The sequence below is a fragment of the Arthrobacter sp. Y3221157 genome, from assembly GCF_059089865.1.
Genome location: NZ_JBNHFD010000021.1, coordinates 34,683 through 47,379 on the forward strand (window position 1 = coordinate 34,683; position 12,697 = coordinate 47,379).

The 12,697-nt window shown below is 63.8% G+C and carries 10 protein-coding genes; 7 read left to right on the plus strand and 3 right to left on the minus strand.

Features of this window, described 5'->3' with window-relative positions; all coding sequences use genetic code 11:
• Positions 1–9: 9 nt before the first annotated feature.
• The 3 genes from yidD to rpmH are packed head-to-tail and all read right to left on the minus strand — an operon-like array spanning position 10 to position 984.
• The gene (gene yidD / locus AC5RTT_RS08250) at positions 10–402 is read right to left on the minus strand and encodes a membrane protein insertion efficiency factor YidD (RefSeq protein WP_494144780.1); all 393 of its coding nucleotides are present in this window, start codon (positions 400–402) and stop codon (positions 10–12) included.
• Complete coding sequence (gene rnpA, locus AC5RTT_RS08255; RefSeq protein WP_494011400.1) at positions 395–805, minus strand: ribonuclease P protein component; 411 nt, start codon at positions 803–805, stop codon at positions 395–397. Before rnpA ends, yidD begins: the two co-directional genes overlap by 8 nt.
• Positions 806–846: 41 nt before the next feature.
• Complete coding sequence (gene rpmH / locus AC5RTT_RS08260) at positions 847–984, minus strand: 50S ribosomal protein L34 (protein WP_003800212.1); 138 nt, start codon at positions 982–984, stop codon at positions 847–849.
• A 469-nt stretch (positions 985–1,453) separates the two neighbouring features.
• On the opposite strand from rpmH, the gene dnaA reads away from it, so the two are divergent.
• The 7 genes from dnaA to gyrA all read left to right on the plus strand — a co-directional run bounded on the left by dnaA (position 1,454) and on the right by gyrA (position 12,583).
• Positions 1,454–2,875, plus strand: a complete 1,422-nt coding sequence (gene dnaA, locus AC5RTT_RS08265; protein ID WP_009357110.1) for a chromosomal replication initiator protein DnaA — start codon at positions 1,454–1,456, stop codon at positions 2,873–2,875.
• A gap of 524 nt (positions 2,876–3,399) precedes the next feature.
• Entirely contained in the window at positions 3,400–4,524 is a 1,125-nt protein-coding gene (gene dnaN / locus AC5RTT_RS08270; RefSeq protein WP_009357111.1) for a DNA polymerase III subunit beta, read from the plus strand.
• A gap of 180 nt (positions 4,525–4,704) precedes the next feature.
• The gene (gene gnd / locus AC5RTT_RS08275; protein ID WP_494144781.1) at positions 4,705–5,589 is read left to right on the plus strand and encodes a phosphogluconate dehydrogenase (NAD(+)-dependent, decarboxylating); all 885 of its coding nucleotides are present in this window, start codon (positions 4,705–4,707) and stop codon (positions 5,587–5,589) included.
• Between the two features lie 45 nt (positions 5,590–5,634).
• Positions 5,635–6,843: a DNA replication/repair protein RecF gene (recF, locus tag AC5RTT_RS08280; RefSeq protein ID WP_494051985.1), complete on the plus strand. Its 1,209-nt coding sequence runs from the start codon at positions 5,635–5,637 to the stop codon at positions 6,841–6,843.
• Positions 6,827–7,387 (plus strand): DciA family protein, encoded by a 561-nt coding sequence (locus tag AC5RTT_RS08285; protein WP_494144782.1) that lies wholly within the window; start codon positions 6,827–6,829, stop codon positions 7,385–7,387. The genes recF and AC5RTT_RS08285 overlap by 17 nt, the downstream gene beginning before the upstream one ends.
• A gap of 377 nt (positions 7,388–7,764) precedes the next feature.
• Positions 7,765–9,849, plus strand: coding sequence for a DNA topoisomerase (ATP-hydrolyzing) subunit B (gene gyrB, locus AC5RTT_RS08290; RefSeq protein ID WP_494144783.1), 2,085 nt, complete (start codon positions 7,765–7,767; stop codon positions 9,847–9,849).
• A gap of 55 nt (positions 9,850–9,904) precedes the next feature.
• Positions 9,905–12,583, plus strand: a complete 2,679-nt coding sequence (gene gyrA, locus AC5RTT_RS08295; protein WP_494144784.1) for a DNA gyrase subunit A — start codon at positions 9,905–9,907, stop codon at positions 12,581–12,583.
• Positions 12,584–12,697: the final 114 nt, after the last annotated feature.

Consider the following 12,697-nt stretch of genomic DNA (forward strand, 5'->3'; position numbering starts at 1 on the left):
CCCTATTCGTCAGGCCGCACTGCGGCCTTCTCCATCAGTCCGAGCAGCCAGGTACTTGTCCGGGTTGTTCAGCACAACAATTGTGGGGGCCTGGCTCTCCGGCCAGTCCCGCTTCCCGGCGGGGACGTGGTCCACACCGCCGGCGTTCCATGGATGGCAGCGGCCGAGGCGCCGGACTGCGAGCCAGCTTCCCCTGACGGCACCATGGACAGTGACCGCTTCAAGGGCATAGGCCGAGCATGAAGGGAAAAAACGGCAGACCTGCCCGTACAAGGGTGAAACCACCTTGCGGTAAGCCTTGAGCAACACAATGAGGACGTTCCGGGGCAGGTTCCACAGGAACATTCCGACGGCGGCGGCTACAGGTCGGATACGGGCGACGACGGCGGTGGCGTTACGCACGCGATGTCCCCTCCTGTGTTGTACCAGCCGAACCGTTCGCGGCCGCCTTCGCAGGGCGGCCGGCCAGCCGGGTCAGCGTCGATTCCAGTGCAGCGTTGTAGTCCTTCAGCAGCTGGTCCCAGCTGGCAGAGGCGGACGCGGGAAGCGCCCGGACCACTATGGCGAAACCGGTGCCATGCTCGCGCAGCGAGGCGGCACCCGCTTCCCTCAGTCTCCGCTTAACGAGGTTCCTGACCACAGCGTTCCCTACACTCTTGGAAACGATGAACCCGATCCGGCTGGGTTCGTCGGCAGCGATGGCTGCCGCATATAACACTACGTTCCGGCGCCCATTGCGGACACCGGAACGTACAGTTGTTGAAAAATCGGTAGCAGTCCTCAGGCGGTTGCGGGCGGCCAGCACCTTAAACTCGCAAAGGAATGTCTACCGACAAGTCAGGTTATTTAGGCCGACAGCTCGGTGCGGCCCTTGCCACGGCGGGCTGCCAGGATGGCACGGCCGGCACGGGTACGCATACGAAGGCGGAAGCCGTGCTTCTTGGCTCGACGGCGGTTATTCGGCTGAAAAGTCCGCTTGCTCACGTTAGTTACTCCAGTGGATCAAAGGTGCGCCCACCCGATCAGTATGGGGAAGAACTGGCCGACGCTAAGTTTTGTATATGCACGCTTCCCCCGGCTGCCCAAACGCGGAGCGTCTGGGAGATTCAGATGGGGCCAAAAAGCGGACACAAAGGACTTCACAACGTTAGGGCAATTCAAGCCCTGGCGTCAAACCGGGACGGCTCCCGGGCGCTATCCCCAGCTGTTCCTAACCACCCCTCAAAGCCTGTGGATGAAGTGGCTCACAGCCCCCGTTTGGGAACCACACCCGTGTAATTATCCACAAGCAACTGGCCAGCTATCTTCTAGGCTTTTCATCCCCTAGAGTGGCCCAGTAGCCGATTATCCACGGACTGTGCATAACCCTGTGGATTAAGCTGGGCCAGCATCCTGGTTCCGGACTTTGGGCTGCAGGCATTGCAGGCAAAGCAAGTTTTGAGGGAACCCATTGATGACAGTAGACGAAGCCAACCACGCCAATACTGTCGGAAGTTCCTGGCGCCGCGTTGTCAGCCTGCTGGAGCAGGACCACCGCGTTTCCCCGCGGCAGCGCGGCTTCGTTATCCTCGCCCAGGCCCAGGGCCTGATCGGTTCCACCCTCCTGGTGGCCGTACCCAACGAACTCACCCGCGAAGTGCTCCAGACGCAGGTGAAAGATGCCCTCGACGATGCCCTGCACAGCGTCTTTTCGGAAGATATCCGGTGCGCCATCGACGTCGACACCGATCTGGTGCCCGTCCACGAAGAGCCCGAACCCGTCGTCGAACCGTCCTTCGTCTCGGACCAGCTGGTGGAGCAGAAGCCGCAGCCCATGCTGCCCAGTACGTCACACGAGTTCGGCCGGTTGAATCCCAAGTACGTTTTCGACACGTTCGTGATCGGCTCGTCCAACCGCTTCGCGCATGCTGCCGCAGTAGCAGTTGCCGAAGCGCCGGCCAAGGCCTACAACCCGTTGTTCATCTACGGCGATTCCGGGCTGGGCAAGACGCACCTGCTGCACGCGATCGGCCATTACGCCCGGCGCCTCTACAGCGGAATCCGCGTCCGCTACGTCAACTCGGAAGAATTCACCAACGACTTCATCAACTCCATCCGCGACGACGAAGGCGCCAGCTTCAAGACCACGTACCGCAACGTGGACGTGCTGCTCATCGACGACATCCAGTTCCTGGCCGGCAAGGACCGGACGCTGGAGGAGTTCTTCCACACATTCAACTCGCTGCACAACAACAACAAACAGGTGGTCATCACCTCGGACCAGCCGCCCAAGCTGCTGGCGGGCTTCGAGGACCGGATGAAATCCCGCTTCGAGTGGGGCCTGCTAACGGACATCCAGCCACCGGAACTGGAAACCCGCATCGCCATCCTCCGGAAGAAGGCCCTCAGCGAAGGACTTTCGGCACCGGATGACGCCCTCGAGTACATCGCCTCCAAGATCTCCAGCAACATCCGCGAACTCGAAGGCGCCCTGATCCGCGTCACGGCGTTCGCCAGCCTCAACCGGCAGCCGGTGGACGTGGCCCTGGCGGAAATGGTCCTCAAGGACCTCATCACCGACGACGGCGCCCAGGAAATCACGTCCAGCCAGATCCTGCAGCAGACAGCTGACTACTTCAAGCTCAGCATGGAAGAGCTGTGCAGCAAGTCGCGTACCCGCACGCTGGTGACGGCGCGGCAGATCGCGATGTACCTGTGCCGGGAGCTCACCGACATGTCCCTGCCCAAGATCGGCCAGGAGCTCGGTGGCCGCGACCACACCACGGTCATCCACGCGGACCGCAAGATCCGTGAACTCATGGCCGAGCGCCGTGTGATTTACAACCAGGTGACAGAGCTGACCAACCGGATTAAGCAACAGCAGCGCGATTCCTGACCCGCCACCTATACCTTATTAACAGGCGCATGTGGATAAGCCTGTGGATAGTTAAGGGGACAACCGCGGTTAATGGGCTTAAAACCCTTAAGCCGCCTGTGGATCGCGAAAATGGCGAAAATTTCTATCCCCATCCACACCCTGTTTAAAACCTGCTCCACCCACAGTCCATGAACAGGGCTTAACCGCTCGAACCCGGGCCGAAGCAGGGTTATCCACAGTTTCCACAGCAGTTATTAACACTACTAATCCCTAAAAATCGAAGTCCCTCAAACAACAAGATCGATCCACACACCTCTGCCGGGCGGGCCAGCCGGCCCGGACCCCTTGGGGCCGGACTGGGGGATGGGTTAATCCCGGATGTTCCGGCTAAGCTGTCAGCAGCGCTCCCATCCCTGGGTCCGTGCGTGGTCCGCCCAGTGCAAACCATGCGCCAAACAGGGCGGGGACAACACTTTTCAGGGACTCCTACCGCTGGAGTGCCGGAACCCAAACGCAGCAGCAATGAAAGGCGGCACCCTTCCGTGAAGTTCAGAGTCGATCGGGACGTCCTGGCAGAAGCCGTCACCTGGACAGCCCGGTCCTTGTCTCCGCGGCCGCCCGTACCCGTCCTGTCCGGCCTCCTCCTGAAGGCCGAAGCCGGCACCGTCAGCCTCTCGAGCTTTGACTACGAGACCTCCGCACGGCTGGAAATTGCCGCGGACATCCGCGACGAAGGCACCATTCTGGTATCAGGCCGGCTCTTGGCGGATATCTGCCGCAGCCTTCCCTCCGCTCCGGTCGACGTCGAAACCGACGGCAACAAGGTGACACTCACCTGTCGCCGAAGCAGCTTCCACTTGGCCACCATGCCTGAAGCCGAATACCCGCCCCTGCCCGCACTTCCCGCCATCAGCGGCACGGTCCCCGGCGATGCCTTCGCCCAGGCCGTTTCCCAGGTGATCATCGCCGCGAGCAAGGACGACACCCTCCCCATCCTCACGGGCGTCCGGATGGAGATCGAGGACGACCTCATCACCCTCCTGGCCACGGACCGGTACCGGCTGGCTATGCGCGAAGTGCCGTGGAAGCCTGTCACGCCCGGCATCTCCACCAGCGCCCTGGTCAAGGCAAAGACCCTCAACGAGGTAGCCAAGACACTCGGCAACAGCGGGGACATCAACCTCGCACTCTCTGACGACGACAGCCGCCTGATCGGCTTCGAAAGCGGCGGACGCACCACCACTTCATTGCTGGTGGATGGCGACTACCCGAAGATCCGTTCGCTTTTCCCGGAATCCACTCCCATCCACGCCACCGTGCAAACGCAGGAACTGGTTGAGGCGGTCCGCCGTGTTTCACTCGTGGCCGAGCGGAACACCCCGGTACGGCTTGCCTTCACCGAAGGCCAGTTGAACCTCGATGCCGGCACCGGCGAGGACGCCCAGGCCTCGGAAGAACTGGAAGCGCAGCTTTCCGGGGATGACATCACCGTTGCCTTCAACCCGCACTACCTGGTGGAGGGCCTGAGCGTGATCGAAACCAAGTTCGTCCGCTTCTCTTTCACTTCAGCGCCGAAGCCGGCAATGATCACGGCCCAGGCAGACGCCGATGGCGAGGACCAGGACGACTACCGCTACCTGGTGATGCCGGTCCGCCTCCCCAACTAGTCCCCACCGCCCCCGCTCGCCTCGCAAGTCCCCATCGGCTCCCAGCCTTCGCAAGCTCAGGCAGGGCCCTCGCCGATGGGGCTCCACGGCCAGGGAACCCTGGCGGCGTGGGCCCAGAGTTGTTGTCGTTCTGGGCCGCCCATAATGAAGCCCGCCCCCTCGCACAGAAAAGAGTTCCTGATGCACATTGGACTGATTGGCCTTGGCAAAATGGGATTCAACATGCGCGAGCGGCTGCGCAAGGGCGGGATCGACGTCACCGGCTACGACCGCAACCCGGACGTCACCGATGTTGCCTCCGTGGATGAGCTGCTCGCCGCAGTTCCTGCTCCCAGGCTGATCTGGGTGATGGTTCCCGCCGGCGCGATTACGGATGCGGTCATCACGGAGCTTTCGGACAAGCTGGCCCAGGGTGACCTGGTGATCGACGGCGGGAACTCCCGCTTCACCGAGGACCAGAAGCACGGCGAACTCCTTGCCGCCAAGGGCATCCGCTTCGCCGACTGCGGAGTGTCCGGCGGAGTGTGGGGCCTGCAGAACGGCTACGGCCTGATGGCCGGCGGGGATGCGGCGGACATCGAACGCGCACTGCCGGTATTCGATGCCCTGCGTCCCGAGGGCGAACGCGCGGACAGCTTCGTCCATGTCGGCGGGATCGGCGCCGGGCACTACGCCAAGATGGTGCACAACGGAATCGAGTACGGCCTGATGCAGGCGTACGCCGAGGGTTACCAGCTGCTTGCATCCAAGGACATCATCAACGACCTGCCCGGCACTTTCCGGGCATGGCAAAAAGGCACTGTGGTGAGGTCCTGGCTGCTTGACCTGCTGGTCAAGGCGCTGGAGGAAGACCCGGGCCTGCAGAATATCGATGACTACGTGGAGGATTCCGGGGAAGGGCGCTGGACGGTGGAGGAAGCCATTGCCAACGCAATTCCCGCCCCGGCCATCACCGCGGCGCTGTTCGCCCGCTTTGAGTCCAGGGAGGACAGTTCACCTGCCATGAAGATGGTCTCCGCCCTCCGTCACCAATTCGGCGGCCACGCAACCCGTCCCGCCAAGTAGCACCGACCGAGGACCGCCGTCGTCCCCAGAATTGTCGAAGCCCGCGTGTACCTGGAACACCTCTCACTGACCGATTTCCGCAGTTACGCCCAGGTTGACCTTGCCCTGGAGCCGGGCGTCACCGTCCTGGTGGGATACAACGGCATCGGCAAGACCAACCTGATGGAAGCCATCGGGTACCTCGCCACGCTCAGTTCCCACCGGGTCAGTTCCGACGCCCCCCTCCTGCGATTCGGAACCGACCGGGCGCTGGTCCGTGCACGGCTGGTCCGCGGGGACCAGACCACCATCCTGGAACTTGAGATCAATGCCGGCCGCGCCAACCGCGGGCGGATCAACCGCAGCAATCCCGTCCGGGCCAGGGACCTGCTGGGGATTTGCCAAACGGTCCTGTTTGCCCCCGAAGACCTGGCCCTGGTGAAGGGCGATCCCGCCAACCGCCGGCGGTTTCTGGACGAACTGCTGGCCAGCCTCGTTCCGCACCACGCCGCCACGCGCAGCGACTACGACCGTGTGCTGAAACAGCGCAACGCCCTGCTCAAATCGGCCCGGTCCGGAAAGTTCACGTCCGGGCACGAGGCAACCCTGGATGTCTGGGACCAGCACATGGCCCGGGCCGGTGCCGAGCTCCTCCACGCCCGCCTTGAGCTGGTGGAACGCCTCCGGCCGCACCTTGCCCGCGCCTATGCGGAGCTGACTGACGCATCCAAGCCCGCCGATGCCACGTACCGTTCCACGCTCCAGAACCAGATGGACGACGACGGCGCCCCCCTGCCGGATGCGCCGCGCGACCTGCAGGGGGACGCCGTTGGGACGGAGGACCTGCGCAGGCTTTCCGTCGAACAGCTCACGGAACGGTACGTGCGCGCCTTTGCGGAGTCCCGGAAGAAGGAACTGGAACGGGGCATTTCGCTGGTGGGACCGCACCGCGATGAACTGGAACTCGTCTTGGGGCAGGCCCCGGCCAAGGGCTACGCCTCGCACGGCGAAACCTGGTCCATGTGCCTGTCCCTGCGCCTGGCTTCCTACTACGTGATGCTCGACGACGCCCGCACCGGCGGTTCTGCGCCAATCCTGATCCTTGACGACGTTTTTGCCGAACTGGACGTCCAGCGCAGGCGTAAACTGGCGGCAATAGTCTCCGGCGCGGAACAGGTCCTGGTGACCGCCGCCGTCGACGCCGATATCCCGGAAGAGCTGTCCGGCCGGCGGGTGAAGGTCATCCCGGGAGGTATTGATGAGCAGGGACGCTGACAACGGAGGCGGGCTGCAGCCCGGCCGCGATCCCGACAACATCGATGCGCCGCAGGCTGCACTGAACCGGATGCGGGAGGCCGCCGCTGCCCGGGGCGAAGTCCGCAGGAAGGCCGTTCGGCCGGGCTCCCAGAAAGCCAGGGGCGGAATCCGGGATACCCGTGGCTTCAGCCAGTTCCATTCCACCGGCCGTGATCCCCTGGGCCTGGGCAAGGTGGTGGGACGCCTCGTGGCTGAACGCGGCTGGACCTCACCGGTGGCGGTGGGCTCCGTCATGGCGGAATGGCCTGCCCTGGTGGGGCCGGAGATTTCCGCACACTGCACCCCTGAGAGCTTTGCAGACACAACCCTGCACGTCCGGTGTGACTCCACGGCGTGGGCCACCCAGCTCCGGCTGCTCAGCACCAGCCTGCTGGAGAAATTCCGCGTGGAACTCGGCGACGGGGTGGTCACCAGCATCCAGGTCCTGGGCCCTTCCGCACCCAGCTGGCGCAAGGGCGGCCGGACCGTCAACGGCCGTGGGCCACGGGACACCTACGGATAGCCTCCGGCCGGACTATTGAAAATGCTCCCAACGCCGTGTAGAGCGCTGGAAGGGCCGGTGGGTGTATAGGCCCCCGGGGACGGTCCTTTTGGAGCGCCCTAGGCGCGGCCAGCGGCCGTGCACAGCCATGCAGCTTCCCGTCCACGGCCCCGGAATGCGGGAATATGGACTGTTTCCCGGTAGAATCGTTGTAGATAACTGGGCGCGGGTGAAACGTTGACTGAGTCCGTTCTCCGGGTGCTTTCGGCACGCGGGTGCGGACCCCCACCGTCAGCAAGCCACCCGCGCCATAAGTTTGTGCCTGTTGGCGGGTGCCTTTTCCGGATGGACGAGGAATCAGCCGGCCATCATCGAGAACAGAGGAGTCGACAGCGCCTGTGGCTAACGACAATACAGATCTGGCAGTTGAACCCGCAGTCGAGGATGCCCGTACGCCTGACACTCCTGCGGAATCCGCGAAGCCGCGCGAATACGGGGCCAGCGACATCACTGTCCTTGAGGGTTTGGAAGCCGTCCGGAAACGTCCCGGCATGTACATCGGCTCCACCGGGCCGCGCGGTCTCCACCACCTGGTGTACGAAGTGGTGGACAACTCCGTCGACGAAGCCCTCGCCGGCTACTGCACGCATATTGAGGTTGTCCTGCAGTCCGACGGTGGTGTCAAGGTCGTGGATGACGGCCGCGGCATTCCCGTGGACATGCACCCCACCGAGCACAAGCCCACCGTCGAAGTTGTCATGACCATCCTGCACGCCGGCGGCAAGTTCGGCGGCGGCGGCTACGCCGTGTCCGGCGGCCTTCACGGCGTGGGCATTTCCGTTGTCAACGCGCTGTCCAGCCGGGTGGATACAGAGGTCCGTCGGCAGGGCCACGTCTGGCGCATGTCCTTCGCCAATGGCGGCAAGCCCCAGGGCAGCCTGGTCAAGGGCGAGGAAACGGACGTCACCGGTACCAGCCAGACGTTCTACCCGGACCCGGAAATCTTCGAGTCCACCGAGTTCGACTTTGAGACCCTCCGTGCCCGCTTCCAGCAGATGGCGTTCCTCAACAAGGGCCTGCGCATCACGCTGACGGACGAGCGCACGCCCACCGCCGAAGACGCCGACGCCGACCTGGACCTCGATGCCATCGCCACCGAGGGCGAGGTCAGCGCGGAGCACAGGACCGTGGTGTACCAGTACGACGACGGCCTGCTGGACTACGTCAAGCACCTGAACTCCGGCAAGAAAGTGGACGTGGTCCACGAGGATGTCATCGCCTTCGAAACCGAGGACACCGAGCGCAAGATCGCTGTGGAAATGGCGATGCAGTGGACCAGCGCGTACTCCGAAAGCGTGCACACCTACGCCAACACCATCAACACCCACGAGGGCGGAACCCACGAAGAGGGTTTCCGTGCAGCCTTGACGTCCCTGATCAACCGCTATGCGCGCGAAAAGAGCATCATCAAGGAAAAGGACGACAACCTCACCGGTGACGACATCCGCGAGGGCCTGACGGCCGTCATCTCCGTCAAACTGTCCGAGCCCCAGTTCGAAGGCCAGACCAAGACCAAGCTCGGCAACTCCGAAGTGAAGGGCTTCGTCCAGCGCGTGGTCACCGACGGCCTGGGTGACTGGCTGGAACGCAACCCCGGCCCGGCCCGTGACGTGATCCGGAAGGCCATTTCCGCCGCGCAGGCCCGCATGGCGGCGCGGAAGGCACGTGACAACGCGCGCCGGAAGAGCCCCCTGGAATCATTCGGCATGCCCGGCAAGCTCTCGGACTGCTCCTCCAAGGATCCGGAGAAGTGCGAGGTCTACATCGTGGAGGGTGACTCGGCAGGCGGTTCCGCCAAGCGCGGGCGCAACCCCGAAACCCAGGCGATCCTGCCGCTGCGCGGAAAGATCCTGAATGTGGAGCGTGCACGCCTGGACAAAGCCCTGGGCAACGCCGAAGTCCAGTCCATGATCACAGCCTTCGGCACCGGCATAGGCGAGGACTTCGACCTCTCCAAGCTCCGGTACCACAAGATTGTCCTGATGGCCGATGCCGACGTGGACGGCCAGCACATCACCACCCTCCTGATGACGCTGCTGTTCCGCTACATGCGTCCCCTGATCGAGAACGGCTACGTCTACCTGGCACAGCCGCCGCTGTACCGCATCAAGTGGTCCAACGCTGCGCACGATTACGTGTACAGCGACCGCGAACGCGACGCCAAGCTCGTGGCCGGCCAGGCCGCTGGCCGGAGGATCCCCAAGGACAACGGCATCCAGCGCTACAAGGGCCTCGGCGAGATGGACTACACCGAGCTGTGGGACACCACCATGGACCCGGACAACCGGACGCTGCTGCAGGTCACCATGGACGACGCCCTGGCCGCCGACCAGATCTTCTCCGTCCTTATGGGCGAAGACGTGGAGTCCCGCCGAAACTTCATTCAGCAGAACGCCAAGGACGTCAGGTTCCTGGATATCTAGGGTACCGCCTAAGAATATTCGGACTTCGACATATACCTGAAACGGAAATTAATAGATGAGCGACGAAACACCCGAGAACCCGGCTCCTGACGCCGGAACCCCGGACACCGTTCTTGAGGGCGACGTGCTGATTGACCGTGTGGAGCAGGTGGACCTGCAGACGGAAATGCAGCGGTCCTACCTGGACTACGCCATGGCCGTCATCGTGGGCCGTGCCCTTCCCGATGTCCGTGACGGGCTCAAGCCCGTCCACCGCCGCGTCCTGTACGCAATGTTCGACGGCGGTTACCGCCCCGACCGTTCCTTCAACAAGTGCGCCCGCGTGGTGGGCGAGGTCATGGGCCAGTACCACCCCCATGGCGACACGGCGATCTACGACGCCCTGGTCCGCCTGATCCAGGACTGGACCATGCGGTACCCGCTGGCGCTGGGCCAGGGAAACTTCGGTTCCCCGGGCAATGACGGCGCGGCCGCTCCGCGTTACACCGAAACCAAGATGGCACCGCTGGCCATGGAAATGGTTCGCGACATCGACGAGGAAACCGTCGATTTCCAGGACAACTACGACGGCAAGAACCAGGAACCCACCATCCTGCCGGCCCGGTTCCCCAACCTGCTGGTCAACGGTTCGTCGGGCATCGCCGTCGGCATGGCCACCAACATTCCGCCGCACAACCTCCGCGAAGTGGCCGACGGCGTCCAGTGGTACCTGGCCAACCCCGGCGCCAGCCGTGAGGACCTGCTGGAGCAGCTCCTGCTGCGCGTCAAGGGACCCGATTTCCCCACCGGCGCCACCATCCTGGGCCACAAGGGCATCGAAGACGCCTACCGCACGGGCCGCGGCTCCATCACCATGCGCGCGGTGGTGAACGTAGAGGAACTGCAGGGCCGCACCTGCCTGGTGGTCACCGAATTGCCGTACCAGGCCAACCCGGACAACCTGGCCATCAAGATCGCCGAGCTGGTCAAGGACGGCAAGATCCAGGGCATCGCCGACCTCCGCGACGAAACGTCCGGCCGCACCGGCCAGCGCCTGGTAATTGTCCTCAAGCGGGATGCCGTGCCCAAGGTTGTGCTGAATAACCTCTACAAGCACACGGAACTGCAGAGCAACTTCTCCGCCAACATGCTTGCCATCGTTGACGGTGTACCGCGCACTCTCAGCCTGGACGCCTTCATCCGCCACTGGGTGACGCACCAGCTGGACGTCATCGCCCGGCGCACCCGCTACCGGCTTCGGAAGGCGGAGGAGGAGGCACACATCCTCCGCGCCCTGCTCAAGGCACTGGACATGCTCGACGAGGTCATCGCCCTCATCCGTGCCTCCAACACCACCGAAGCAGCGCGCGACGGCCTGATGGAACTGCTGGACATCGACGAGCTCCAGGCACGGGCCATCCTGGACATGCAGCTGCGCCGCCTCGCCGCCCTGGAACGCCAGAAAATCCAGGACCGGCACGCAGAACTCGAAGCACTGATCGCCGAATACAACGAGATCCTCGGCTCCGAACAGCGCCAGCGCGAGATCATCAGCACCGAACTCGGTGAGATCGTGGACAAGCACGGCGATGACCGCCGTACCAAGATCCTCATGGGTTACGACGGCGACATGTCCATGGAGGACCTCATCCCTGAAGAGGAGATGGTGGTCACCATCACCCGCGGCGGGTACGTCAAGCGGACCCGCAGCGACAACTACCGCTCGCAGCAGCGGGGCGGCAAGGGCATCAAGGGTGCCCAGCTCCGCGGCGACGATGTGGTGGAACACTTCTTCGTGACCACCACGCACCACTGGCTGCTGTTCTTCACCAACCTGGGCCGGGTGTACCGCGCCAAGGCCTATGAGCTGATGGAAGCCGGACGCGACGCCAAGGGCCAGCACGTGGCCAACCTGCTGGCCTTCCAGCCGGACGAACACATCGCCCAAGTGCTGGACCTGAAGGACTACCAGCAGTCGCCGTACCTGGTGCTGGCCACAAAGCGGGGCCTGGTGAAAAAGACCAGGCTGGAGGACTACGACACCAACCGCTCCGCCGGCGTCATCGCCATCAACCTGCGCGACGGCGACGAACTGGTGTCCGCACAGCTGGTCTCCGAGACAGACGACCTGCTGCTGGTTTCCCGCAAGGGCCAGTCCATCCGCTTCACCGCCACCGAGGATGCGCTCCGGCCCATGGGCAGGGCCACCTCCGGCGTGACCGGAATGAAGTTCCGTGAAGACGACGAACTTCTGGCCGCCAATGTGGTCACGAACGGTTCCTTCGTCTTCATCGTGACCGAGGGCGGCTATGCCAAGCGCACCGCAGTCGAGGAATACCGGCTCCAGGGCCGCGGCGGCCTGGGCATCAAGGTGGCCAAACTTGCCGAGGAACGCGGCGACCTGGTGGGAGCACTCATCGTCCAGGAGGAAGATGAAGTGCTGGTGGTCATGGAGGGCGGCAAAGTTGTCCGGTCTTCGGTGGCCGGTGTTCCCGCCAAGGGGCGCGACACTATGGGCGTCATCTTTGCCAAGCCGGACAAGAACGACCGGATCATCGAAGTGGCACGCAACAGTGAACGGGGCCTTGAGGGCGAGGAATCGCCTGAGGATGACGTAACGTTGGCTGAAGATGGCGGGGCCCCTGGGGAGTCCGCCGGGTCAGGAATGGCAGACGAATCACCGGCCGTTGAGTCAGAGGACGCCTCGGGCGACGCTGAGCCGAACGAAGACACCACGGAGGTAACGAGTGAGTAATCCCGACTCATTTCCCAAGCCGAGCAGCACTGTTCCCGACGGAAGCCGGCCCTCAGCGGCACCCCGCGTGAACGCCCCGGTTCGTCCGCAGCAGCGGCCGGCAGCGCCTGCCGC

Excerpts from the sequence above, each read along its gene's own strand:
- gnd (WP_494144781.1), top strand. The coding sequence starts at position 4,705 with ATGCACATTGGACTGATTGGCCTTGGCAAAATGGGATTCAACATGCGC.
- dnaA (WP_009357110.1), top strand. The coding sequence starts at position 1,454 with ATGACAGTAGACGAAGCCAACCACGCCAATACTGTCGGAAGTTCCTGG.
- gyrA (WP_494144784.1), top strand. The coding sequence starts at position 9,905 with ATGAGCGACGAAACACCCGAGAACCCGGCTCCTGACGCCGGAACCCCG.
- AC5RTT_RS08285 (WP_494144782.1), top strand. The coding sequence starts at position 6,827 with ATGAGCAGGGACGCTGACAACGGAGGCGGGCTGCAGCCCGGCCGCGAT.